The organism is Paenibacillus sp. FSL K6-1318 (assembly GCF_037976905.1).
GTDB classification, from domain to species: domain Bacteria; phylum Bacillota; class Bacilli; order Paenibacillales; family Paenibacillaceae; genus Paenibacillus; species Paenibacillus amylolyticus_A.
Genome location: NZ_CP150270.1, coordinates 6,440,968 through 6,467,294, shown reverse-complemented (window position 1 = coordinate 6,467,294; position 26,327 = coordinate 6,440,968). Strand labels below are relative to the sequence as shown.

Genomic DNA, 26,327 nt, shown 5'->3' with positions numbered 1-26,327 from the left:
TCCGCTTCTAGTGAGTTACCGGCTCGGCACCGGACAGTGGGGTGAAGTTTTTACGCAATTTCTCATCTTCAATGATCTCTTTCCAAGGATCAACGGTGTGACCCAGTGTAACTTCCAGACGTTCGACCAGAGCGAGACGTACATCCCGATCCGCCAAAGCTTCCTTCACATGATCCAGACCTACCCGTTCAATCCATGCCGCTGTTCTCTCATTCCATTTAGCGTTCTCTCTATAATATTGCAGGTAAGAGTAAGTCCACTCTTCCACTTCCGCATCGGTCTTCACCGTACAGAGTAGCTCGGCTGCACGAACCTTGACTCCGGCGTTACCGCCAACATGAATCTCCCATGCACCATCAATCGCGACAACACCCAGATCCTTGATGGTCGCTTCTGCACAGTTCCGCGGACATCCGGAAACAGCGAGCTTCACTTTGGCTGGAGCAACCATTTTGTCGAGTTTTTTCTCCAGACGAATACCCATCTCAATGGAGTCCTGTGTGCCGAATCGGCAGAACGTATTACCTACACAAGTCTTCACTGTACGCAGCGCCTTGCCATAACCGAAACCGGAAGGCATATCGAGCTCTTCCCAGATCTTCGGCAGGTTCTCCTTTTGTACACCGAGCAGATCGAGTCGTTGTCCACCCGTGAATTTTACCAATGGCACATCGTATTTCTCTGCGACAGTCGCAATCTTGATCAATTCCGCCGGGGATGTGACACCACCATAGATCCGTGGAATAACGGAATAGGTACCGTCCTTCTGGATGTTGGCGTGATAACGTTCATTGGTGAATTTGGATACACGCTCATCTGCATATTCAGCCGGCCAGATCATACCGAGGTAATAGTTCAGGGAAGGACGACACTTGGAGCAGCCTTCTGGCTCATTCCAACCGAGAACGTTCATGACTTCTTTAACGCTTTTGAGACCCATTTCCTTGATCTGTGCAACAATCTCATCCCGATCATAGGATGTGCAGCCACAGATGCCTTCTTTGGTTTGTTCGCCTACATTATCACCAGCATAATACGTGAGCAGGTTTTCGATAATGGGTTTGCATCCACCGCAAGAAGCCGAGGCTTTGGTACAGGATTTAATTGCACCGAGGGTGTTACAGCCTTTATTCAGCACAGCATCTCCAATGGAAGCTTTGGTAACACCGTTACATCCGCAGACGATCTCATCATCTGGCATACTTGCCATGCGTTCTGCGACAGATGGACCTGAGCCTGAACCACCGGAAGGTACGCCGAGCAAAATTTCTTTCTCACGACCGCTGATGTTCTCACCACTCTTAATGAGGGAAAATAGAGAAGCGCCATCTGTGGTATCCCCGAACAGTACAGCTCCAATCAGCTGTCCGTCTTTGATCACCATCTTTTTGTACACGCCATCGACGTCATCCTGAATACGAATGCTGCGAGTGTCCGCAGCGTCTTTGAATTGTCCGGCAGAGAATACGTCCACACCAGATACTTTCAGCTTGGTAGAAGTGACTGAACCTTCGTATCCTTCGGTTGCCGCACCAGCCAGACGTTTCGCGAGCACCATACCTTGTTCATATAATGGAGCAACCAGTCCGTAGGCAATACCGCGGTGTTCTGCACATTCGCCGACGGCAGAGATACCAGGAATACTGGTATGCATATAATCATCTACAATGACTCCTCGATTCACGTCGAGGCCAGTATTGCGAGCCAGTTCAATCTGAGGACGAATCCCGACAGCCATGACAACCAGATCCGCTTCAAGCACCGTTTGATCGGTAAAACGAATGGCTTTTACCCGTTGTTTGCCTGTGATTTCTTCGGTATGTTTGTTCAAAAGAAACTTCATGCCCTGCTCTTCAAGCTCCCGCTGGAGCATCAGGCCTGCCGGGAGATCCAGATTCCGGTCCATCAGATGACCGTTAATATGAATGACCGTGACGTCCATGCCCAGATTGAGCAGCCCCCGCGCTGCTTCCAGTCCTAGCAATCCGCCTCCAATGACGGCAGCTTTGCGATACTTCTGCGATGCTTCCATCATGGTCTCGCAGTCTTTAATATCACGGAAGCCGATAACGCCTTCCTTATTAGCACCGGGAAGTGGAAGGATGAATGCCTGTGAGCCCGTTGCCATAATCAGTTCATCATAGGATGCACGTATACCATTCTGAGATACAACTTCCTTGCGCTCGGCATCGATCTGAACGACCGGGTCACCCGGGTACACCCGAATGCCGTTATCTTCGTACCAGCTCCACTCATTAATTACGATATCTTCGATGGATGTTCCGCCAGCCAATACAGAGGATAGCATGATACGGTTGTAGTTGGGATGCGGTTCTGCACCGAAGACTGTAATTTCATAAGCATGCGGAGCAAGCTTAAGGATATGTTCAATTGTGCGGATTCCCGCCATGCCATTACCGACCAGCACCAGTTTTTTCGTTGTACTCATTATGATTAGCCCCCTTAGGTCCATTCTGCAAACTGCCTCAAAACCTTGTCTCTAAAATCGAAAAAGCCTGTTATGCCTCGGAGGACTGCGCATATACATACGCATCCCTTGCTCCGAGATTGCAAAACAGGCTTCATTGCCGTTTCAACCAGCTACGCCGTTGTAACTGTGATCGATTCAAATATGGAGTTGTTATGGCTTAACTATAAAAGATCCATCTACCCATGTCAATATAGTTAACATAAAAAAGTATTTGAAATTTAAAGTTAATTATGTTTACATGAGTTTATTGGAATATCGAATGGACGACGAAGTTTTACGAGTATATCTTCATATGAATGAAGAATTTAGATGAAGTTGGCATACCGGATACAATGAATATTGTAGAAAAGGTGCCATGTAAGGTGTTTTACCCTTTTTTATTACAGGGTGATGAGGCGTGAAACGATAATTCGAAATTTAAAATCAAGACGAAAAATCGTTACTACCTGCTTTTTGTTAGGTAATATAACACATTTATTGCTTTCATGTATTAACGCCTTAAATTTTATGGACTCTGACTATACGTAATAGGGAGGGATTGATCCATCATGCGATCTTTATTGGTCATCCGTGTACAACCAACGATAGCTGCCTCATCCGATGCAATCCCTCTGACACCGGAGAGGCTGCTGGGAGCAAACGGGTACCATGTACAGGTGGCAGGTAGTGAAACGGAAGCGCTGAAGTTGGCTCGTGAGGCGGAAGCATCCATTTTGCACCTATCCCTGACTGATGTGGAATACTGGGGCAACTGCCTGGGAAAGGGGAAATCGGATACCCCGCTGCTCTGGTGGTGTGCGCCAGATACGGCCTCTTCCTCCGCAGAATCCTGCGAGGTCGAAACCTCACTTGATGGAATACTTACACCATCCATGACCGGGCCTGAGATTCACTGGACTCTTCACTTTGCAGCCCGGCGCTACATGGAACGCAAACAGTGGGAGCAGGAACGGAAGCAGTTGCAATCCAGGCTGGAGGATCGAAAGTGGATTGATATGGCAAAGGCTATCCTTAGTGATCTAAAGCAGATCTCCGAGGCTGAAGCCTATGACCTGTTACGTAAGAAAGCGATGGATGAACGCAAACGGATGGTCGATGTAGCTACAGCGATTGTGAAGGCACATCAACTGCTCCAGTCTTAATTGGAAGGAGGATTCTCCATGGATATGTCTCAGATACTCCGAGAGGTCGGACGTGGGAAAAGAGGCTCACGTGATCTGAATTATACAGAGGCACTGACGGTTGCAGAGAAAATCCTGAAACAGGAGGTTTCCCCTGCCCAGACGGCTGCGTTTCTAATGGCTGAACGAATGAAAATGGAAAACGTCGAGGAACTGGAAGCCTTTGTTCATGCGTGCCGTAACAGCGCGGAACGGTTCTCCGTATTTCAGAACGGATTGGACTGTGCTGGTCCATATGACGGACGGACAAAGTCGTTCATGGCTACATTTCCGGTTGCATTTGTACTCGCATCGGCCGGGTTGCCGGTGACTTTACATGGGAGCGATCCTTTACCACCCAAGTGGGGAGTTACGCTGTCGGTTCTGTTAAAGGAAGCGGGAATTGACACACGTAAAATGGATCGGGAAGATGCCCGTGGGGCTGCGTTGCGTTCCGGCGTCATGTATGTATCCTCCGAGGAATGGTGCGAGCCTCTTCGCAAGCTTCGTCCGTTACGGGAAGAGCTGGGTTTCCGCACGGTGTTTAACACGGCAGAGAAACTCATCGATTATAACCATTCACCGTATCTGGTGTTCGGTGTGTTTCATAATACCTTTCTGGATCGGATTGCGAAGTTGCTCACCCGGTTTAACTATCGCCGTGCTTATGTGGTACAGGGAATGGAAGGGTCTGAGGATCTGTACATTGATCGGCCAACCCGCGTATATGCCGTGGAAGACGGTGATATGAAGCTGGAACTGGTTGATCCTGCAGCCTACGAACTGGATATGCCTGTGCCGGAACTGGTCTGGACGGCTGCCAAGCAGCTTGAAGTGGCGGAAAGTGTGTTAAGTGGCGACGGTCATATTGCTTTTGTGAATCAGGTATTGTTAAATGGGGGGTTCCGCTTGTACGCAGCGGGGCGTGTCAATTCCATCGAAGAGGGCATATACACTTGTCAGGGGCTGCTGGAGAGTGGTTCAGCGTATCGCATCTATCAGCAATGGTGTGTCTCCATGGGTGGCGAACTGCCGGATAGCAGAGCAGTGTCCATCTATCCGGCATCGTCCAGATAACCTTTTGTGCAACATTGGGATTATTTAATGTGTTCTTATTCCCAAGGATAAGTTACGGTTAGGAAGTCAGCGAATTTCTTGCTCTCTTCCCGCCGTTGTTTCCGCATGGCCGCCCGATCCGGAGCGGTCTCGTATAGTTTCTTCTCTTCTTCCGTCTCCGGGATAATGCGGGGTACGATCAGTTTGCGATTATTTTCGTCCAGAGCCACAAAGGTCAGAAATGCGGTTGCCGCAATTTTCTTCTCTCCCGTCTTCAGATCCTCGCGGATTACCTTCACAAAAATCTCCATGGAACTTCGTCCTGTCCAGGACGCGAACGATTCAAGTGTCACCGAATCCGTCGGGTTAATCGGGTACAGGAAATCGACAGAGTCTGTGGAAGCCGTTACGGTATTGACCCGGCATAGCTTGGAAGCGGCGATGGATGCAATATCATCAATGTAGGACATCAGTTTGCCGCCGAATAGTGTATTATGATTGTTGACATCGGTTGGGAACACCCGTGCCGTCTTGAAACAACGCGTTTCGCGTACATATTTTTTCTCCACCTGATCCATCTCCGTTGGTTTCGGTATCTCTCTCATGCTTTTTCCTCCTTACAGTATGGCTGCTGTGATATTTCATGTGTTACAGGGTCTATTTTGGTCTATTATCCCTAGTATAGGTGTCGGTCAGTTACATATTCAAATGAAGTCAGACTGCAAAAAAACCGCCAGGCGCGGACCGGCGCGCTGGCGGTTTACTGCTGTATATTAAGCCTTGGGTTTGAAAATGCCGGACGGTTTGCCGATCGGCAAGAACGCATAACCGAAGTGAGCATTCAGTACCGAAGCGCCTGTACCATACAGGGACACAATTCCGATCGCCAGTTCAGCGTATGCTGCAATGGTGTGGAAAATGTGAGGAGCTACGCCGAAAGCGTCAAAGGTCAAGCCAAGGAACAGGAAGTCAATCAAAATGAAGATGATAAGCAATACTTTATTCGCTTCAATAGCACCGATCGTCATGAATAGGGTGAACACCAGGTATCCGGCAAAAGCAAATCCGAGCTGCTTGCCATCGGCCTGTTCAGCAAGCGTGGAACCGAATACGCCCATTTTGATCATCCAGTTGGCAGCCATAGCGAACCAGAAGAATGCGTAAGCGCCAAAAGCTGTTGTGCCAAAAGTATTGTTACGTTTGGAATCTTGAATGCATGCGAATAACTGGGCAAATGCACCCAGGAAGATTGCCCAAGGAATAGCGTAGCTAAGTCCTTCTGTAATGCCGAGCTTCTGGGAAGAAGCGACCAGGGTTACAATTGCCAACCCAAATAATCCCATTGCGCTGGGATCGGCATTAACAATTTTGACTTTAGTCTGTGAATCGGTCTGCATGGTGATGATAAGCCTCCAATAATATCAAATCAGGATCAATGGCCGTCGTTGGCCGTCCTCTAAATTACATCATTTGTATCCGCCGGGTCCGGACACACACATCGCCCTATTGTACCTGAATGGCCCCGTTATGGAAAGGGATTTTATTACCTTTTAAGTCAATAGTCTTTTGTTTTTTCAATATACACAATAACGACACAATCCATTCTGGCTATGAATGATGAGCTACAACGATAAAATCGAACCCTTGATTAACTGCTAAAATAGCGTTAAATCAGCCATTTTCGGATACGCACTTGTGTGATAGAATAGTATTTATCAAAATTTGGAGAAGAATACAAAACATCCTTGTCCCCTATGCCATATGTTAATCCAACTATAGATTGACAGGAAAAACTAAAATGGTTCACAGAATAAGGAGGTATCAGGGGTCATGGTTATGAGTTTGGATTTGAAAAATAAAATAGAAAAGGCCAGACATAACCTTCATATGCTGGTAGAGCATAACAAGGGTGGTCTTGGACATCCCGATGTGATTCGGCAGTCTATGGCATTGGACGAATTAATTAATGAGTATAACCGAATTAGCCGAAATCATTCACGGTCCTGAACCCGAATGGATTTTAATTTAATATACGGAACGAAGAAATAGATCGTAGCGCTTGGTCATACAGACGGGCATGAATATCGCCGAAATGGACAGCCTCCAGTTAAGAAGGAGGTGCCATCCGGCGTAATATTCATGCCCGTTTGTTTTGCAACGTTTCCATCATGCATCACGCTTAATGCAGCAATCGTTTGGCTTCCAGATATAACACCTGTACGAACTTTTTCGTATTAATGCGGGTCTGGGACAGGGAAGGCTCCACATTGTTTTGCAGCTCCAGCATTTTCTTGCGGATTTCGGTAAAATCGAAAAATTTGGATGCATAGTTCTCGAACTTGGGATGTGTATAATCCGTTAACCCCAGTGAAACCACATGGCTGAGTGTCTGGAAGATGGCTCTGCGGACACGTTGTTCCGATGCCTTGATCTCCTTGTTAACCTCTGCCAGAGAGGCGTTCTCTCCCAGCTTGCGTACCGCTACGTTCTGAAAGATGTCTTTGAGGGATGGGAACGTATAGGGCGACAGCTTATGCTCATCTGTCTCTACCTGCTCCAGATATTCGAGCATATCCAGCAGATCTCTGCTGCCGGCTTCGCCGATCATGCCCATCTCGGACAACAGGAAATGTCCTGCTGTAGTAATCGTTTTGTCCGGAACCGGAGCCGCAGTGCGCTCGTTAGGATGCAAACCGGACAATCCCTGCAATGTCCTCTGAATATCTGCGATGGATTGCTGCATCCGTAACCTCTCACTCACCAGCCGTAGAACAGACAGTATCTCCAACCGGTTAATCGGCTTTGTAATGTAATATTCAATGCCTAGTGAATAGGCTTCGCCGATCATATTTTTCGACTCAATCTGGGAGATCATGACGATCTTGCCCTCGAACCTTCCTTCAAGCGCCCGGACAGTCTGAATCCCGTCCCGTTGTGGCATCAGCAGATCAATCAGCAGTACATCCACCTTATGCAGCTCCAACAGTTCCGCGTGAATATGTGCGCCGTCCTCAGCTTCCCCGGCAATATCGCCAAGCCCTTCATCCTCAATAATATCCATCAACATGGAACGAACGCCAGGATCATCATCCACGATAAAATAACGCATATCAGTCATCTCCTTTCCTGCTTGCATAGAACCTGACATGTCAGGTTAAATGACAATGATTGGGCGATCAACGCCCATTTTTAAAATAATTGTAGAGATTGCATGTAGGTATTTGTCGATTTTCGTAGATGCGCTTGTAGTATAAGTAACATCCCAAAGTCTGGGGCTAGTGTTGTGCAGAATGGTACAAACTTTTCATCTGACCCATCTCTGTACTTGAAATACACCATATAAAAGGGGCATACCGATGGAGCAAACAATACAAGATATTGTCGTCATTTTCAATGATTTTCTATGGTCCAAAGTGTTAATTATACTATTGGTAGTATGTGGTATATACTTCACCACCAAGACCCGATTCATGCAATTCCGCATGATTGGAGATATGGTGAAGGTGCTTCGAGAGCCGAAAAGTAAGGAACCAGGCAAAATCTCACCATTTCAGGCATTCTGTATTAGTATGGCGGCCCGCGTAGGCACAGGCAATATTACCGGTATTGCACTAGCCATCGCACTGGGGGGACCTGGGGCTGTATTCTGGATGTGGGTCATTGCGATTATTGGTTCTGCCTCCAGTTTTGTGGAGAGCACGCTGGCTCAGATCTATAAAGTGAAGGATAAGGGCGGATTCCGCGGGGGTCCGGCATATTATATGGAGCGTGGGCTGGGGAAGCGCTGGATGGGGATTTTATTTGCTATTCTCATTACGCTTTCATTCGGCTTGGTATTTAATGCGGTGCAGTCCAACACCATTACCGTTGCATTCGAAAACTCATTCGGTACGGATAGGTTAACGGTGGGGATCATTATGGCTGTGGTATTTGCAGGAATTATTATGGGCGGTGTCAAACGGATTGCAAAAGCATCGGAGTACATTGTCGTTGTGCTTGCCGTATTGTACATTGGGGTAGCGGCTTTTGTGGTGCTGGCTAACATAACCCAGCTTCCGGCCATGATTGCGTTGATCGTCAAAAATGCCTTCGGCATCGAGCAGGTGGCAGGCGGAACGTTGGGTGCTGCGCTGATGAACGGTGTGAAGCGCGGATTGTTCTCCAATGAGGCGGGCATGGGTAGTGCCCCGAATGCCGCTGCTACAGCGGATACAACACATCCGGTGAAACAGGGACTTATTCAGGCTTTTGGTGTGCTGACAGATACGTTAGTTATATGTACAAGCACAGCCATGATTATTTTGCTATCCGGGGTGTACAAAGGTTCCAATCTGGGTGGCATTGAATTGACTCAGGCTGCTTTAAGTGTACATATTGGTCCATGGGCATCGGGATTCCTGGCGGTCATGGTGTTCCTGTTTGCCTTCAGTACGCTAATCGGAAATTATTACTACGGTGAAACCAACATTGAGTTTATCAAATCCAACAAAATTTGGCTGTGGGTGTACCGTATTTGCGTTATCGCGATGGTGGTGTTCGGTGCGGTAGCCAAAGTACAGCTGGTATGGGATTTGGCGGACCTGTTCATGGGGCTCATGGTGGTGGTGAACCTGATTGCGATTCTGATGCTGTCCAAGGTGACGTTTGAAGCGCTGAAGGACTATAAGAAGCAAAAGGCCGAAGGACGTGATCCCGTCTTTACCCGTGACCGTATCCATATTCCGGGTGAAGTGGAGTGCTGGGAATCCGAAGAAGAAGTGATTGGGGACAAAACATTACATGTAGCAAATTAAGATTGCAACTAAATTTGGTTAATGATAACCAAACGGACATAATAAACAGGACTTGGATTATCCATCATGGGCAACCCGAGTCCTGTTTATTACATATAAAATGTATCTTTGCACTAGCCAAAGTTCATCAAAGATATATTTTGATTAATTTTTAACGGAATAACTGATCAGTTGTTCAGACAGAGCTTTCATACGCTCGCCCGTGTCATTGAGCTTCTCGATGACATCTGTGAAGGAAGATACAAGCGTGGCTTGTTCCTGTGAAGAGGCTGCAATCTGAGAAACCTCAACTTCCATCTGTTTGATCACCTGTTGTACATCTCTCAGACTGGTATCGATATCACTTGTAGCTTGTTTGGCATCTACAGAGAGTTTGCGTACTTCAGATGCAACCACACCAAAGCCAGCACCAGCTTCACCAACGCGGGCAGCTTCTATAGCAGCGTTCAGGCCAAGCAAGTTGGTTTGTTCGGAAATTTCGCGAATGAACCCGGCTACCTTGTTGATTTGGGAAGAGTTCTGAACAGCAAGTCGTGTGTTTTGCAGGATCTGCTCACTGGTCGCCTGCAATTCTTCGGCATGAGCAGCAACGTGTTGCACCATATCAACCAGATTACCATTGATGGCTTGGTTTTCTTGTATAATATCTTCAAGTTGATTCTGATTAGATTGGTCATAAGACACACAGAAAACGGCAACGACTTTTTGTTGATCATCAAAGATCGGAATGTTCAGCGTATCCAGCTCAATACCAAAAACCTCTTTGGAGAGAGTGGAGAGGGTAGCTTCTCTTCCGTTTTTCAAGACGGCAAAGTTTTGGAACGAATCCAAGAGTGGCATTCCTTTTTCAAAACCAAGATCAAATTTATCTGTTGTTATAACTTCCAATACCTTTTCGTGATCATATACGGATAAGCTAGCTGGTTCTCTTAGAATCTGACTAATATAAGGCATTACTTTAAGCAGTGCATCTACAACGTTCATTGAATATGCTCATCCTTTCAATATCTGAATAAATTATTTTTACGATCTATGGAATGCTCTATCTTTCATCGGACGGAAATGGCTTTTCGTGAACGGCATTTTGCATGAAAGAATGAACATTTTATGATTAAATTTTTAAATATTTTCCATGTGAAATGATTTATTGGATATAAGTGCTAGTTGTAACTATTTTTATATCAAGATATTTGTACGGATCTATATCAATTATGGGACATATGTCCTTTTGTATACGTTATATACGGCAACGGAGGGGAAGTCGGAATGAAAGAAATTATGGACTTTGGACTTGTGCGTCAACTCGCACGTGAGAATGGATTGGATCAGGTGCTGGACGAGTCTGCACTCGCTGAGTTGCGACTGCTGGAGGCTGTGAAGGGCGAGATGATATGTGCCAAAGGCGAGCGGCCGGAGCGATTGTATTTTCTCGTGCAGGGTAAGCTCAAAATCTATACCACACTGCCTAACGGTAAGTCTCTGTTACTTCGTTTCAGTACACCGCTCGCGCTCGTGGGCGATCTGGAGCTGGTCAATGGCAAGGAGGCCAATAATACGGTAGAGTCTGTGAGCAAAAGCCTGCTGCTTGGTATCAGCTATCGCGTTCTCCAGAATACATATGCAGAGAATCCTAAATTTCTCCACTTCATGCTCAGTCAAGTAACGCATAAATTGTACACCTTCTCGAACCTTTCGAGTCTCAATATGTTATATCCGGTAGAGAGTCGATTTGCCAGTTACCTGTTGTCCACGATGGAGCAGGACGAGTCCTCCTCGGAAGAGATTCAGACTTCCAAACTGACCGAGCTTGCGGATATGCTGGGCACTAGTTACAGACATCTCAACAGGGTCGTTCACGATCTGTGTGATCGAAATATTATTCGCAAAGTGCGTCGGAAGCTCATAATCTGTGATCTGGAACAGCTGCGTGTCATCGCAGGAGGCAATATATATGAGTGATGGTATTTTGAAATAAACACCAAGAGTGCATATATTTGGGGCATGACGCGGCACAATACGGCACAATAAAGAGCACCCTCGGAAAAATACCAGAGGGTGCTCTTTATACACTGCGCTTCACGCAGATTAGACATCTCCATGTTGCTCGAACAATTGAGCAATCTCTACAATGACACGGGTTGCCTTCACCATATTGTCTACCGACACATATTCGAATTTGCCATGGTAGTTCTCACCGCCAGTGAAGATATTCGGTGTTGGCATGCCCATATAAGATAACTGGGAACCATCTGTTCCTCCCCGGATGGGGCGAATAACAGGTTCGATGTCCAGTCGGGTCATGGCCTCATGGGCAATATCGACGATCTGGCGTACGGGTTCAATTTTCTCACGCATGTTATAGTACTGGTCATTCAATTCCACAGTAATGCTTTTCTCTCCGTACTTGGTCTTCAGTTCGTTTGCGATATGGAGCAGATTCGTTTTACGCTCTTCAAATTTTGCCCGGTCAAAATCACGGATGATGTAGCTCATCTTCGTCAGCTCAACGTCACCCTCCAAAGACAGCAGATGGTAGAAACCATCATAACCGTCCGTGAATTCAGGAGCTTCCTCTACAGGCAGCCGTCGATTCAATTCCATCGCAATTTTCAGAGAGTTCACCATCTTATCCTTCGCTGTTCCGGGATGCACATTGGTGCCTCGTACGGTAATTTTAGCGGCAGCTGCGTTAAAGCTCTCGTATTCCAGCTCACCAAGTGGTCCACCGTCGACGGTGTAAGCATATTTGGCTCCAAAAGCAGCTACGTCAAACTTGTGCGGTCCGCGGCCAATCTCTTCATCTGGGGTAAAAGCAACCCGAATCTTACCGTGTTTCACTTCCGGGTGGTCAATCAGATAGGCCATCGCCGTCATGATCTCGGCAATACCTGCCTTATTGTCTGCACCAAGCAATGTTGTACCGTCGGTTGTGATCAGCGTGTGGCCTTTATACTCGTGCAGTTCCGGGAAATCTTTGTTGGACAGCACAACATCCAGTTCCGAGTTCAGCACAATGTCAGCACCGTCATAGTTATCGATAACCTGCGGTTTAACATTTTTGCCTGTGAAGTCGGTTGCTGTATCGAGATGAGCCAGGAAACCGATCACGGGAACATCTTTGTCCGTATTGGATGGCAGTGTAGCCATGACATAACCATTCTCATCCATCGTCACTTCTTGCAGACCAATGGAGTTACATTCTTCAACGAGCAGTTTGCCCAAGGCCAGTTGGCCGGGTGTGGAAGGGCAGGTCTCGCTATTTTCATCGGATTGGGTATCCATCTGAACATAAGTACTCAGTCTTTGAATTAATATATCTTTCAACGGTATCGCTCCCTAGCTTGGATTTATTTCTTTTGGGGTATAGTATTTCCTGTATGTCTCTATGGTTATCATATCATGTTTTGCAGGCATTTCCAGAATGGGGCAGAACTGAAATATGAGGATGACTAGGTATCAAAAAGGGTACCAAGGCACAAAAATGTACGTACTTGTGTTTCCATACGTCAGGTTCATAATAAATGATGAAGAAAGGATGTGTTCAAGACATGCCATTTATCACCGTTAAGGTACTGGAGGGCAAGACGACTGAGCAGAAACGTCAGTTGATTGAACGTATGACTCAGGTAGCCTGTGAGACACTGGATGTTGAACCGAGCAAGGTCTTTATTTTCATTGAGGATCTGGAGAAGGACAACTACGGCAAGAATGGAAAAATGTTTTCGGATTTGGACAATAAGTAAGGCTTCATATATATCATGATCAAGGAACAGGAGATGCAGTATACATGACGGAGCAATTATTTTCGCCCTATCAATTCAAAAGTTTGCAATTAAATAACCGTGTCGTCATGGCACCGATGTGCCAATATTCCGTGACGGCGAAGGACGGCATTCCGAACGATTGGCATCAGGTTCACTATGTGAGTCGTGCGGTTGGAGGTACTGGACTGATTGTAATCGAGATGACGGATGTCGATCCGGATGGACGCATTACTGATAATGACTTGGGGATATGGTCAGATGAGCATGTGCCGGCCTTCACCAAACTTGTTGATGGAATTCATGCTTACGGCTCCAAAGTAGCTATTCAGATCGCACATGCGGGACGAAAAGCAGAGGATGCTCCGCAACCGGTAGCCCCATCGGTAGTCACTTTCCCGGGAGAAAAGTACAAGGAGCCTCGTGCGTTAAGTACAGAAGAGGTAGAAGCTATGGTACAGAAGTTCGCAGACGGCGTTCGCCGCGCGGTACAAGCTGGCGTGGATGCCATTGAGTTGCACGGCGCACATGGATACCTCATTCACCAGTTCCACTCTCCGCTGATGAACCATCGCGAGGATGTGTATGGGCAGGATCTTTCCCGTTTCGGCGTTGAAGTCATTCGTGCAGTGAAAAAAGAAATGCCAACAGACATGCCGCTGATTTTGCGGATTTCGGCTGTAGAATACGCAGATGGCGGGTATGACATCGACCACACGATCAATATAGCTCGCACCTACCAAGATGCAGGCGTGGACATGTTCCATATCAGTTCAGGCGGAGAAGGACCTTCCGGACAACGGAAACCTGGGAACTATCCGGGGTACCAGGTGCCATTTGCCCGTCGTTTCCGTGAAGAACTGAACGTTCCTGTAATTGCAGTGGGTATGCTGGAGGATGCAGCGCTGGCTCAGGCGGTTATTGGCAACGGCGATGCGGATCTGGTTGCGGTTGGCAGAGGCATGCTGCGTGATCCGTACTGGGCGAACCATGCGGCTCTGGAGTTGGGTGTCAGCAAGGATCAAGCCGCCATTGCGGAGCAATATTCTCGTGGATACTAATTTGCTCTAACATTTACACTTGCCGCGCCGCTTCTTCAAGTTATTTCTGTCCTCTTCGTTTTCGTGTAAATGTTATTGCAAATTTTATATAGTAAAAAAAGGCCACAGCATGGTTAAACCTCATGCTGTGGCCTGATTTTGTATGATGAGAAGCATGTAGACTAAATTACGGATGGCTACGCTCTTCGAGTTGCTTCGTATACGAATTTTTGATTCGACTGCGTGGGTGGTTGATCCGGCTTAAAGTCTGCATATACCTTAATGTCGGAGAACCCAATGTGTTCGAGAATTAGACGTAGCTCTTCTACGCCGTACCAACGCAAGGTAAGTTGTTGCAGCTCCGTCGCAGCAAGAGCACCCTGATGCCATTGTTCGTAGCGGATCAGACTCACTTTGTATTGGTGAAGAAGGTTCACTTCAATGGTTCTCACTTCTACTGTGATCGTATCGCCGTCAGGTAATGAAACGGTTGATGTTTCTACCGAAGAGGGCTGTGTCACATCGGGCAGAAACAGATCAAATACGAGCCTGCCTCCAGGTTCCAAATGTTGAAATAGACTACGTAATGCGTTAATGGATGCCTCTCTATCTTGAATGAGGAGCAAAGAACCTCCGGGAATGATAATTGCCTCGTATCGATATGGAAGGTCAAGCTTCTCCAGATCGGCAACGAACAGCTCAGGCATGGGTAATGCTCGCTCCATACAACGAGAACGGCAAGAGTCGATCATATCGGTCGAATAATCAAGTCCATCCACCTTCAAGCCTGCTTCAAGCAAAGGAATGAGCACTCGGCCTGATCCCGACATGGCTTCAAGGATGCGTCCTTTGCAGCCCTGAAGATAACGGCGATAGAATTCAATGTCTCCTCCCAAGGAGTGTCCCACAGGTTTCGTTAGATCATAAACGGCGGTGCATAATGGACCGTAATAACTGAATGACATAGTATAGGTGTCCCCCACAATTTAAATGTATTAAAATGAAAACGTGGAAGGGAAGTGAGCGGGATTATCCCTTCCGGCAACGGTTGGAATTGGATTTTTCAGAGCAGACTATCATAGGAATCACGCACCTTTTATGTAATATGTTCCAATTATAGGATGGGGATAAAGCGGAGGTCAACTTCTATTCGGGTAGTTATACGAAATGAAATGTATTAAGGAGGTGATACGAATGGATTCATCATCAAGTTCATCAAGTGCACTGCCGGATATCCGTCAGGAACTATTGCTTCATGCACCTATAGAGAAGGTATGGGAGACGGTCTCGACAGCGCAAGGACTGGGTTCCTGGTTCATGCCAGGCAATCTGGAACCTGTGGAAGGTCACGAATTTATATTGGAAGCAGGCCCCTTCGGTCAATCGCCTTGTCAGGTGACGGAAGTTCTACCGCTAGAGAAATTATCATTTCGCTGGGGAAGGGACTGGACGTTGACGTTTCAACTGAATGAACAGCCGGAAGGTACGGATTTCACACTGATTCACAGTGGTTGGGATGCAGATAAACTGACTGAATTTGGACAGGCCCACGCCATCGTACGCGAACGTATGGAACAGGGATGGGTCGGAATCGTTCAGAAGCTTGCTCAAGTTGTTAAATAAATCTTCATTTAATCAACCTCAGGCCATTTCGCCCGTTCATTCGGGTGAAATTCGGCCTGAGGTTTCTTGGTGTACCAAGATCTGGCGGAAACAGATAGAAATCCTTCAAATTATAATGAAGTTGACCGATTATGATACGGAAACTATTTCCGTGAGCACCAGAAACGTGTAACATGAATTATAGTGATAAATCGACAAAATTAGACGTCTATCGCCATTGTGGATGGAAGGAATACATAGATGAGAAAACACTGGATTATGCTGACCATAAGTTTCATATGCATTGTCATTGTTCCACTGGGCTGGATTGCCCAAACGTTGATTAGTGAACGGAGTAACCCCCAGGCTACGGATGGAAGCATTGACTTGACCCAGTGGGACTTTGATCGCAAGGGTGCAGCGTCTCTAAAGGGTGTCTGGGATTTCTACCCTGGGCAGTTGCTGAGTCCGGCAGATATTGAAGCAAATGTATCCGGTCGCAAGCCATTGCCGGCTTCATCTGGCACTCAAGTTCCGGCACGATGGAACAAATCTTTGGGGCAAGCCCATGGGTATGGAACCTATCATTTGCAAGTTCATCTTACACCCCGAACGATGAAAAACGATTATGGTATCCGCACGCAGAATATACGTATGGCTCACCGGGTGTTTATCGATGGCAAAGAGATTGGTGGTAAAGGCCTGCCAGGAATGACCCCGGATACAGATGTGCAATTAAATCTGCCCTTTACGGGATTCACATCCATTGAGGGCAACACGGCTGACATTATCATTCAAGTGTCGAATTATAGTTATTCGTCTGGGGGCATTGTGGCGCCCATTCTGTTTGGAGACGAGCATAGCATTCTGAAAAGCCAGCAGCAGGATTGGCTCAAGGATCTGATGACCTTGTTCGGCTTTATCTTGCCCGCCGCCTTCTTCCTGCTACTGTTCCGGTTGCGGCGTACAGAGAAGGAGCTTCGTTTTCTCGGATTGTTCAGCCTTTCCGGTGCGTTATACGCCCTGACACATGGGGAGAAGTTATTGGGAACGTTTGTACCGTTCCTGACCAATAATGAGATGCTTCGGATTCAGCTCCTTAGTTCAGCCTTTGCTTATTACTTTTTGCTTCGCTATATGGATGCCCGTGTACCAGGAGCAGTTCATCAGTGGTTTGTTCGTCTCGCTGTAGTGCTAATCATTGCCCAGACCATTGTGGGCCTAACATTCCCTCCGGCTCTATTCTCGATGCTTGAGCTTCCCATGCTGCTAATCTCACTTGTTGTTATGTTCTATACGCTGCGAGCCATGTTCTATTGGTTAAAAGGACGACCGAATGACAGCCATTTTGCACTGGTAAGCATGATGAGCATACTGATGGTTGTTGTATTGCACACGCTCGGTGCGTTCACTACCGTAGATACAGCGTTCTTTGCGCTGATTGAACTTTTATTATTTGTTTTTGCCCAGATGATTGTGACGGCAATCCGCTTCGCACAATCATTCCGTGACGTGGAGGCTCTATCGGAGCGTTTGCTTGCCATTGACAGTCTCAAGGACGAGTTCATGGCGAACACGTCTCATGAGCTGCGAACTCCGCTGCACGGCATCATTAATATTGCACAATCGATGCTGGAAGGGGCAGCTGGAGCGGTCACACCCAAGCAAGCCAAAAACCTGTCCATGATTACTTCAACCGGCAAACGGCTGTCGCTATTGGTTAACGACATTTTGGATTTTTCCAAGTTAAAGAATAGTGAGATTGAGTTGAAACGGGTAGCTGTCGATCTGGAATCCGTTGCACGTACCGTGGTCGAGGTATCGGGATTCACGTTCGAGGACAAGCCGGTTTTACTGATTCAGCAATGGCCCCAGTCGTTGCCGCTTGTTGAGGCAGACGAAGATCGCCTTCGGCAGATTCTGTATAACCTGCTGGGTAACGCCTATAAGTACACTGAGCAAGGTGAGATTCGGTTGTACGCCAGTGTTGAAGGGGATTGGGTGAAGGTATCGGTCGCTGATACGGGGGTAGGCATCGCCTTGGACAAACAGGAGGATATCTTTCAGGCGTATGAGCAGAGTAACGGGACGATCGAGCGATTAAATGATGGAACCGGACTGGGTCTGAGTATTACACGGAAACTCGTTGAGCTTGGCGGAGGTGAAATCTGGGTTGAATCGGAGCCGGGGCAAGGTTCGACCTTTCATTTTACCTTGCCTGTTATGAAGTTACCGCTGCTACAGTCTCAGTTGAAACCAACTGCCGCCCGATATGTTGCTGCACATGGAGCAGGGGCGAAGGAGCTGGTGACAAGAGAATCGGATGAGCCGGATGATCCTACGGAAGCGGAGCACACGATTCTGATTGTAGATGATGACCCCGTGAATCGACAGGTATTGCTTAACCTGTTATCGACGGAACGATATCGGGTTATCGCAGCAGATAGCGGGTTCACCGCATTGAAACTTCGGGAAGAATTCCCGTCGATTGATCTTGTCATTACGGACTGGATGATGCCCAAAATGTCCGGGCTTGAGTTATGTCGCAAACTGCGTGAGCACAGTTCCTTGTCAGAGTTACCGATTCTGATGCTGACCGCCCGGGGGTTGCCTGAGGATATCAAGCATGGGTTCCAGGCGGGGGCCAATGACTTCCTGAGCAAACCGGTGGATGCCGGTGAATTGCGTGCCCGGGTTCGGACGTTAATTGAGATGCGGAGTTCTGTGCAGGAGGCTATTCGGACCGAGATGGCCTTTTTGCAGGCCCAAATCAAGCCACACTTCCTATACAATGCACTGAATGTCATTATCGCGACCTGTGCAGTGAATCCGGACAAAGCAACCGATCTGCTGATTGAATTAAGTCATTACCTGCGCGGAAGCTTTGACTTCCAGAACAGGGAGCAGCTTGTTCCTTTGACCAAAGAGCTGGAATTGGTGGAGTCGTATGTACATTTGGAACAGGCCAGATTTGAGGAAAGACTGGTGGTCGAGTATGAGGTGGAACCGGATGTGCATCTGTATCTGCCGCCTCTCAGCATCCAACCGCTTGTGGAGAATGCCATTCGCCATGGCGTAATGGAGCGGGCAGCAGGCGGGACAGTTCATCTTAGAATTTTCAAAGAGAGCGAGCATGTGGTCGTTCAGGTTCAGGATGATGGCGTCGGTATCCCCCCTGAGCGTATGGCTCAGGTGAAGTCTGGACGAACCGAAGGTCCGGGAGGTGTAGGGTTGCAAAATATAAACCGTCGCCTGATGTCTCTCTATGGTCAGGGACTGGAGATTCATAGCCATGTGGGTCAAGGTACGCAGATCCGATTCCGTATCCCTGTGCAAAAGGTGAATTATTCCAAATGATGTGCCGTATTGAGCAATTATGGTTAACAGACTAATAAGCGGATGCCGATAAAAACGGTATTCCTATTGAATCTTTCATGGCAGGAGGCTGAATGAACGGTGAGAGCCATTGTGATTGATGACGAGAAGCCGGCGCAGCTTCATCTGGAGCGCCTTCTTCGAACGGACGGACGAATTACACCCGTGCAATGTTTTTCAACAGCGCGCGATGGTCTTCATTTTCTGGCAAACGAACGTGTGGATGTTGTATTTTTGGACATCGGAATGCCGGAGATGAATGGCCTGGAAGCGGCTGAATATATACAGCAATTGGATCAGAGTATTCGTATTATCTTTGTGACAGCTTACGCCGATCATGCGGTAGAGGCATTCGAACTGCATGCACTGGATTATGTACTGAAACCGGTAAGCTCCACACGATTAGCCAAAACCATCGATCGGATTGCAGGCATAATGTCGCATCATTCCCAAGTTGCAGCCACCGCCGAGGTGCAGGAATCGGAATCTGTATCTGTGGAGTTGGATACCGAAGTGCCGGGGCTGCTTACGTTCAAACATCTGGATATCTATAGAACTCTGGATCAGGGTGCCAAGAAGCATAAGTGGCGTACAACCAAATCGCAGGAATTGTTTGCTTTTTTGTTTCATCACAGGGAAGAGTGGGTAAGCAAAGAGATTCTGCTGGATAAGCTGTGGGGTGATGTTTCCCAGGAGAAGGGACTAACCCATCTACATACTTCCGTGTACCAGATTCGAAAGCTGCTTAAGGAATGGAACATGACAGGCAAGCTGGAGTACAATATGAACCGCTATCGTCTGTTATCAGGCAATCTGGTGAGTGATGTGGAACAATTCGAAAAAGCCATGGTCTACAACGCCATTACACCAGAAAATGTCGATGACCTGAGGCATATGATTCCACTCTATCGTGCCGATTATCTGGAAGAGCATGATTATCATTGGGCGCAGGCCAAAGCAAGGGAACTCAGACGCAAGTATACAGGGCTGGTAATGGATATCGCGAGATGGGACATGATGCATGGTCGAGGTAGGGAAGCGATTGAGCAATTAACGATATTGCAGGAACGGGAACCTTATTCGGAAGAAATCTGTCGACTCATGATGGAAGTGTATGCATCCATAGATGATCAACAAGGCATACTTCGTTTATATCATTCATTTACATTAACCCTGGATGAAGATCTGGGACATGAGCCGGAGCCCGAAACAAGCAGGTTATATCAGAACCTGACGGACAAATAACCTTAATTTCAGATAGGACGGTGAGGCATGAAGTTATTCATACACCGCAAAGATCTGCGTACGGATGATCTGGCTGCATTCGATTATTTGCGGGAACACGACGAAGAGAGTGTGCATGTGCTCATCTATGATCCATTCCTCCTGCGGCAAGGCCGAGAGAAGGAACACAGCGGTGTGAATTTTAGGCAGCATGCAACGGAATTAGGCAGGCAGTATGTTAAAGCCAAACGAAAACTGCATGTTGCTTATGGCAAACCAGCTGAAGTGGTTGATTTCATCCTGAACGAATTCAATGGCGAGATTGACGAGATTGTGGTCCACCGGGACATGACACCATATGCAATCGAGCGGGATAGGGGTATACGTAAAGTCAGTGAGGCGCATGAGGTTTCGTTCACGCAACTGACGGATCATTTGCTGATGGATCTAAATGGATTTGCTAATTTTACAGGCAAGTCGGAGCCTTATAAAGTATTTGCGGCTTTCCATCGGCGGTGGGTGGAATTCATGAATGAACATCCCAATCCTCCCTCGGCAACAACGGTTGCAGAACTGAAGGTGAGTGATCGACAGATTGAATGGCCGGATGCGATGCAGGTACCTCCGGAGTTGCTGGAGTCCAGTGGCTCGGATGATGAGGACCCGCATCTGCTGTTGGATCAATTCTTATCGCATCGTATTGCTGAATATGGTGAGCATCGGGACGAATATGAGGCTTACGAACCGAGCCATCTCAGTTCTTACGTAGCTGTGGGGGCCGTATCCATTCGCAAGATGTATGATGCAGCGAATCGCACAGCAGAGGCTGGAGAATGGATCAGACAGTTGTGCTTCCGCGACTTCTACCTGTATCGGGCGGTCTATGAGAGTCATTATTTTACATATGAAAAGGTGTATGATCTCTCGACTCTCCATGATGGTCATTTCGAACGTTGGTGCAAGGCGGAGACAGGCATTCCGATTATTGATGCAGCGATGACGGAACTGAACGAAACCGGACATATGCCGAACCGGCTTCGGATTCTTACGGCGATGTTTCTCACCAAAAACCTGCAATGCCCGTTTACCTTGGGTGAAGCCTATTTCAGGCGCAAGCTGCGTGACTATGATAACATTCAGAATCGCGGTAACTGGCTATGGTGTGCTTCGCTTGGCGAGAATGCAGCTCCGTATTTTCGCGTGAACAATCCGGTAACGCAATCCGAGAAGTATGATCCGCAAGGTGATTATATTCGGAAGTGGTTGCCTGAGTTGAAGGATCTGCATAGCAAGGACATCCATCAGCCGCGCAAGGATGCCATTGTCGATCTGAAGGCATCGAGACAGGCGGCTATTGACGTGTACAAACAGATTCTGGCGAGCCGCCAGAAGTAGACTCAGTCAGGGGCTGGTTCATGCCCACACCCAAATATACCAATCTCATCCGGTTGAACCAACAATCATTTGGTTGAAATCAGGATGTTCCAAAGACCGCGTACTCGCGGTCTTTTTTACATATATAGACATGAAAATAGTGTGAAATATGATGAAAATTTAGGAATTGTTAAGAAAATGGACTACCCATCTTAAGCATTATGCCTTTTAATAGATAGAGAGCTTTATCGTATTAAGTCATATCTGACATATTGACGAACAAATGAAGGAGAAATTTTAAACATGAGTGAAACACTGAAAAGAGAGCGAATTCCGGAGCTGAATCTGGTACGTGCCATGGCGATTATCGGCGTACTGAGCGTGCATTCCACTTCTTACGCGACGGTGGACATGACCGGTTCGGGCTATTATTGGCTGTACAACTTTATTAATATCTTTATGAAATATGGTACGCCAACCTTTATTTTTATGAGCAGTTTCGTGCTGTTCTATAACTATTATTCCCGTCCGCTGGACAAGAAACTCGTAAGTAATTTTTACAAGAAAAGATTTGTGTATATTTTACTTCCGTATTTCCTGTTTTCATTGATGTATTTTGTTATTCTGCATTTCACGCATTATCAGGGCCGACCGTTTGGCGAATCGGCTGTAAGTTTCATTACGAAATTGTTTACGGGTAAAGCCTATACGCATCTGTACTTTGTGTTTATTAACATGCAATTCTATCTGTTATTCCCATTGGTGTTATGGCTGCTCAAGAAGTATCCTTCCGTGGTCAAATGGTCTGTACCGATTGGATTATTGATTCAATGGGCATTTATCGTAAGCAATAAATATGGATTCCAGGTACCCAATAAGGGAAGCTGGGCGTTCTCTTACTTTTCCTATTTCATGCTGGGGGCATTCATCGGGGTGTATTTCCCTAAAATCAAGCAATGGTTCGTCATCAGTCGCGCCAATGCGACCAAAGGACGCGTAGCTTCATGGATTCTGCTCTGGGCGGTGTGGATCTTTGCCGGACTGGGTCATGTGTACATCTACTATCAGCTGCGTCTGAAGATCGCAACGTATAACACGCTGTGGTATGAATTCTTCTGGAATGTGCATACCTTCGCTTGTGCGCTGGTACTCATCCAGATTGCTTATCTACTCTACCGCAAAGGGCCGTCTCTGATCGTTAAGCCGCTGAATCGGCTTGGGGCACTGTCCTTTGGTATCTATCTGATCCATCCGCTCTTCCTGCTGGTGTATCGGAATTATCCACCGCAAACAGGAGTGTCCTGGTTAGTGCATCTGTGGTATGCCGGAGGATTTGGTGTAGCTCTGATCGCTTCGTGGATCGTCGTTGGATTGACGGCAAGGTTCGTTCCATATGCATGGGTGATCTTCGGCAATCTGCCAAAACCGAAACCACGTCTGGCACCACAACAGAACTCGGGGCAATTGGACGTTCGTTAAGATACATTTCCAATATAGGAATAATAAACCGTTTCTTGGTCGACCTTAGGGGAGAGCAGGAAGCGGTTTTTTTATGTATGCAGATATGCGAGAAGTGGGGAACGAGTGTTTCTTTTATATGTACGAGGGGTAATCATAAGGCGGAACGATAATACATTATGGACGACAGGATTAAGGTGAAAATAATGACAACATGCGAAAAATGCGGGAGACCGATGCAAGATATATTGGAATATGTGGAACACATTCTTCACGAATGCAGTGAACAGACTCAGGAGTACAATTCGAAAGATTATCAGGCCTTTGGCCATGAGGGTGTTCGCGAGCAGATGTGATACAATAGAAAGAAACCGGATTCATACGGAACCGAGGTGACAACATGGAGACGGGTCCAGCCCCTTTCCGGCAAGGAAAGACGGAACAAGAAGCGCGACTGACCAAGACATGTATGTATTGCGGACAACAGCGACCTATGTCCGAATTCCGGCGCAGAACCGGAAAGAGGGCAGGTCCCGGAGCCAGACGGGGAGCCTGCCGCAGCTGTCGTCAGCTTGGTGGACAGGCTGATCATGATGCGGGTTCAAGCGTGAGCGGGCAAACGAATGAACGGATGGGGCATCAACGAGGTGGCTTGGAGACACGTGATGTTACTGCGAGACCGTCTGCCTCTGCGAAAAATGAAGCGGGTCGGATCTCTCATGGCATGGAGCAGGGATCTGCTACCGAGTCGTCTTCAGACAGACGTCTGGTGTCTCAATCTTCAGTAGACTCGATGTCTGCGAATGACGATGAACATGCTGACTTGGTGACTTCCCCAGCCTCTTCTTCGGGTAATCGGAAGAAGAGGAGAAGACGGAGGAAGAGCAAGCGTTCAGAAGGACTGACAGGCAATGAGCAAGCGGAGACGAGCCTAGAGCATGATGGCTCGGCAGGTGAGGTCTTGGTTGAGCCACAGCCAGTAAAGCGCTGGCGTGGGGAAGGGCATTCGCAGAGCGATGCTGCTGCGAATGATAAGGGCACTGCACAGCAGGCTGCCGCTGCTGTGCAGGCCGCCGAGCAGGCTGCGGCGGCCCAAGCTCTGCTGCCAGCTGCGCCGCAAGGCCCGGCAGCAGAGCCCATGGCTGCGGATCAACCGACCGCAGCCAAACGCAAGCGCAAGCGGCGCCGCAAGCGTGCTGCCGCGCTTGCGCCCGGCGCAGGGCAGGCCCGCAGCGTAGCTGCTGAGGCCCATGCGCCGGCCCTGAGCGACCGTGGCGATGCCACCACGGTCGCTGCACCTTCGGCGGCGGAGGCACAGCCTGCCGCCACCAGGCGCGAGCCTGGGCAAGCGCCGGGGGCTGCTGCGGAGGCAGGGCCTCCTGCGCCCGTGCGCCAGCCTGGCTCGCCAGGGTCCAAGCCGCGCCAAGCGCGCAAGGAGCGTGCGCCCAAGGCGAACGGCGAAGACGCTGCCCGCGGTACATCCGGGCAGCGACCCGCGCATGCCAGCCGCAGTCACGCAGCTGGCATGGACGGCCGTCCCCGCCGTCAGACGCCGGCGACCCCGGTAGCCATCGACCCGGAAGATCCGGCTTCGCTTCGGACCAACCGGCAAGGCATGGTGCGGATGCGCGGCAAGACGGACAAGGGGCGTCGTTGGCATCAGGAAGTGGACATGGAGCTTGCGGTTACGCTGGTCAAGGAAAAAGCTGCTGTGGTGGTCAATCGGTACACGATTCGCCGATTGTTCAGCAACAAGGATTTCAAGCGGTATATTCTGACCCGGGATCACTACACCTGTTACTTCTGTGGATCGTATGGAGATACGATCGACCATCTGCTACCGCGTGCCAAAGGTGGACATACCACCCCGCTTAACTGTGTCTGCGCCTGTAATCTGTGCAACCAGTCCAAAGCAGCTATGGATGCCGAAGAGTTCATGAACTCAGGTATTCCTGAGTGGAATGCTGCCCATCAGGCAGAACTGCTTGAACTGGCCATGCAGGAAGCGCAGCTGGAAGAAGGATAAATACCCCCAAAGAAGGATCGGGGTTTCGATATGAAAAGCACACCAAGACCACAAGAGGTCGAGGTGTGCTTTTTTTGATTTAATTTTGATTGGAGTGGAGGTCAGTTCGCTGTGCAATAATTTCTTCAAATTGACAACGGTGTTCATCGAAGATGTACGTTATACTGGGAGGGAGTTGCTAAAGAAGCTTCATCATCCATATGAATGATGAAATGTATAGTGAACATCAAACCTGAGAAGGTAGACTGTATAGATTGGATGGATGCAGATGACCCCGGCAGCATTGGACATTATGTCCTATATTACGGAAGAAAATATTCGTTTCTGGCTGGAGAAGTTTCGCTCCCTGGGCCCGTTACCGGGAATTTTGCTTACGTTTATGAAATCATTTGTGCCACCACTTCCAACGTTGTTGATTGTGGGTGTGAACGGTGCGGTATACGGTCTGTGGGCAGGGTTTTTATATTCATGGATCGGCATGGTCCTCGGTTGCACCGTTACATTTCTGATCGTACGGGAGATCGGGAAATCCGCTTTTGTGGAACGATGGGCACGCAAACCCCGTGTGCAGCGCAGTATGGTATGGATTCGGAGGAACGCGTTCGGTTATGTTTTCCTGCTGAGTATCTTCCCGGTAGGTCCGTTTGTCATTATTAATGTGGCAGCAGGTATCGCACGAATGCGCTTGTTATCCTTCCTGCTTGCGGTGGGCTGCGGTAAAGCGATCATGATCTTCTCTGTTACGTATATCGGTTCCAATGTGGAACAATTTTTGGAGCATCCTGTACGCTGGGTAGGCGTATTGCTGTTCATTGCGGTATCCCTGTGGGCAAGCCGTAAACTGGAGCGACATTTTACCCGGTCATCGTCAGAGGGTGAAGAGCTGAATGATCTGAATCAACCAACTGGCAAATCGATTTCCTCCTAGTTTCGGGATACAGTGGTATATTTGTGTGGTATTTATGAA

The 26,327-nt window shown here is 48.0% G+C and carries 20 protein-coding genes and 1 pseudogene; 14 read left to right on the top strand and 7 right to left on the bottom strand.

Annotation, left to right across the window (positions count from 1 at the left end; translation table 11 throughout):
- Window positions 1-7: 7 nt before the first annotated feature.
- A complete protein-coding gene (nirB, locus tag NYE45_RS28960; RefSeq protein WP_340014932.1) occupies window positions 8-2,449 on the bottom strand; it encodes a nitrite reductase large subunit NirB in 2,442 nt (813 codons plus the stop codon).
- Between the two features lie 590 nt (window positions 2,450-3,039).
- Between nirB and NYE45_RS28955 the strand changes: the two genes are divergently transcribed.
- Together NYE45_RS28955 and NYE45_RS28950 are read left to right on the top strand one after the other, a co-directional pair.
- Entirely contained in the window at window positions 3,040-3,633 is a 594-nt protein-coding gene (locus NYE45_RS28955) for an ANTAR domain-containing protein (RefSeq protein WP_062836711.1), read from the top strand.
- A gap of 18 nt (window positions 3,634-3,651) precedes the next feature.
- Window positions 3,652-4,728, top strand: a complete 1,077-nt coding sequence (locus tag NYE45_RS28950) for an anthranilate phosphoribosyltransferase (RefSeq protein ID WP_340014931.1) — start codon at window positions 3,652-3,654, stop codon at window positions 4,726-4,728.
- A 35-nt stretch (window positions 4,729-4,763) separates the two neighbouring features.
- Here the strand turns inward: NYE45_RS28950 and NYE45_RS28945 are convergent, their stop codons facing one another.
- Both NYE45_RS28945 and NYE45_RS28940 read right to left on the bottom strand, forming a co-directional pair.
- Complete coding sequence (locus tag NYE45_RS28945; RefSeq protein ID WP_026081401.1) at window positions 4,764-5,276, bottom strand: acyl-CoA thioesterase; 513 nt, start codon at window positions 5,274-5,276, stop codon at window positions 4,764-4,766.
- Between the two features lie 204 nt (window positions 5,277-5,480).
- Window positions 5,481-6,104, bottom strand: coding sequence for a GPR1/FUN34/YaaH family transporter (locus NYE45_RS28940; RefSeq protein WP_036671640.1), 624 nt, complete (start codon window positions 6,102-6,104; stop codon window positions 5,481-5,483).
- Between the two features lie 433 nt (window positions 6,105-6,537).
- Here NYE45_RS28940 and NYE45_RS28935 point away from each other — a divergent pair, with 433 nt between their 5' ends.
- A complete protein-coding gene (locus tag NYE45_RS28935; RefSeq protein ID WP_062836713.1) occupies window positions 6,538-6,714 on the top strand; it encodes an aspartyl-phosphate phosphatase Spo0E family protein in 177 nt (58 codons plus the stop codon).
- 172 nt (window positions 6,715-6,886) lie between these two features.
- On the opposite strand, the gene NYE45_RS28930 is transcribed toward NYE45_RS28935, so the two are convergent.
- Entirely contained in the window at window positions 6,887-7,816 is a 930-nt protein-coding gene (locus NYE45_RS28930) for a response regulator (RefSeq protein WP_017691637.1), read from the bottom strand.
- Window positions 7,817-8,063: 247 nt separating this feature from the next.
- Between NYE45_RS28930 and NYE45_RS28925 the strand changes: the two genes are divergently transcribed.
- A complete protein-coding gene (locus NYE45_RS28925; RefSeq protein WP_340014930.1) occupies window positions 8,064-9,500 on the top strand; it encodes an alanine/glycine:cation symporter family protein in 1,437 nt (478 codons plus the stop codon).
- A gap of 144 nt (window positions 9,501-9,644) precedes the next feature.
- Here the strand turns inward: NYE45_RS28925 and NYE45_RS28920 are convergent, their stop codons facing one another.
- Window positions 9,645-10,484 carry a methyl-accepting chemotaxis protein gene (locus NYE45_RS28920; RefSeq protein ID WP_340014929.1) on the bottom strand — a complete coding sequence of 280 codons (840 nt, stop codon included), beginning with the start codon at window positions 10,482-10,484 and terminating at the stop codon, window positions 9,645-9,647.
- 282 nt (window positions 10,485-10,766) lie between these two features.
- Between NYE45_RS28920 and NYE45_RS28915 the strand changes: the two genes are divergently transcribed.
- Window positions 10,767-11,459: a cyclic nucleotide-binding domain-containing protein gene (locus NYE45_RS28915; RefSeq protein ID WP_062836717.1), complete on the top strand. Its 693-nt coding sequence runs from the start codon at window positions 10,767-10,769 to the stop codon at window positions 11,457-11,459.
- A 126-nt stretch (window positions 11,460-11,585) separates the two neighbouring features.
- Here NYE45_RS28915 and pepT read toward each other — a convergent pair whose 3' ends face one another.
- A complete protein-coding gene (gene pepT / locus NYE45_RS28910) occupies window positions 11,586-12,824 on the bottom strand; it encodes a peptidase T (protein WP_340014928.1) in 1,239 nt (412 codons plus the stop codon).
- A gap of 224 nt (window positions 12,825-13,048) precedes the next feature.
- On the opposite strand from pepT, the gene NYE45_RS28905 reads away from it, so the two are divergent.
- Together NYE45_RS28905 and NYE45_RS28900 are read left to right on the top strand one after the other, a co-directional pair.
- The gene (locus NYE45_RS28905) at window positions 13,049-13,243 is read left to right on the top strand and encodes a 4-oxalocrotonate tautomerase family protein (RefSeq protein WP_340014927.1); all 195 of its coding nucleotides are present in this window, start codon (window positions 13,049-13,051) and stop codon (window positions 13,241-13,243) included.
- 44 nt (window positions 13,244-13,287) lie between these two features.
- Complete coding sequence (locus NYE45_RS28900) at window positions 13,288-14,322, top strand: NADH:flavin oxidoreductase/NADH oxidase (protein WP_340014926.1); 1,035 nt, start codon at window positions 13,288-13,290, stop codon at window positions 14,320-14,322.
- Between the two features lie 176 nt (window positions 14,323-14,498).
- On the opposite strand, the gene NYE45_RS28895 is transcribed toward NYE45_RS28900, so the two are convergent.
- Window positions 14,499-15,266: a class I SAM-dependent methyltransferase gene (locus tag NYE45_RS28895; protein WP_340014925.1), complete on the bottom strand. Its 768-nt coding sequence runs from the start codon at window positions 15,264-15,266 to the stop codon at window positions 14,499-14,501.
- A 229-nt stretch (window positions 15,267-15,495) separates the two neighbouring features.
- On the opposite strand from NYE45_RS28895, the gene NYE45_RS28890 reads away from it, so the two are divergent.
- From NYE45_RS28890 to NYE45_RS28860, 7 genes and pseudogenes are all read left to right on the top strand, one after another.
- Window positions 15,496-15,924 (top strand): SRPBCC domain-containing protein, encoded by a 429-nt coding sequence (locus NYE45_RS28890; RefSeq protein ID WP_340014924.1) that lies wholly within the window; start codon window positions 15,496-15,498, stop codon window positions 15,922-15,924.
- A gap of 240 nt (window positions 15,925-16,164) precedes the next feature.
- The gene (locus NYE45_RS28885) at window positions 16,165-19,260 is read left to right on the top strand and encodes an ATP-binding protein (protein ID WP_340014923.1); all 3,096 of its coding nucleotides are present in this window, start codon (window positions 16,165-16,167) and stop codon (window positions 19,258-19,260) included.
- A 99-nt stretch (window positions 19,261-19,359) separates the two neighbouring features.
- Entirely contained in the window at window positions 19,360-20,523 is a 1,164-nt protein-coding gene (locus tag NYE45_RS28880) for a response regulator (RefSeq protein ID WP_340014922.1), read from the top strand.
- Window positions 20,524-20,550: 27 nt separating this feature from the next.
- The gene (locus NYE45_RS28875; RefSeq protein WP_340014921.1) at window positions 20,551-21,897 is read left to right on the top strand and encodes a deoxyribodipyrimidine photo-lyase; all 1,347 of its coding nucleotides are present in this window, start codon (window positions 20,551-20,553) and stop codon (window positions 21,895-21,897) included.
- Between the two features lie 282 nt (window positions 21,898-22,179).
- On the top strand, window positions 22,180-23,355 hold the full coding sequence (locus NYE45_RS28870; RefSeq protein WP_340014920.1) for an acyltransferase: 1,176 nt from the start codon (window positions 22,180-22,182) through the stop codon (window positions 23,353-23,355).
- A 1,570-nt stretch (window positions 23,356-24,925) separates the two neighbouring features.
- A pseudogene (locus NYE45_RS28865) lies at window positions 24,926-25,360 on the top strand (HNH endonuclease); the annotation flags it as partial.
- A gap of 262 nt (window positions 25,361-25,622) precedes the next feature.
- Window positions 25,623-26,288, top strand: a complete 666-nt coding sequence (locus NYE45_RS28860; RefSeq protein ID WP_340014919.1) for a TVP38/TMEM64 family protein — start codon at window positions 25,623-25,625, stop codon at window positions 26,286-26,288.
- Window positions 26,289-26,327: the final 39 nt, after the last annotated feature.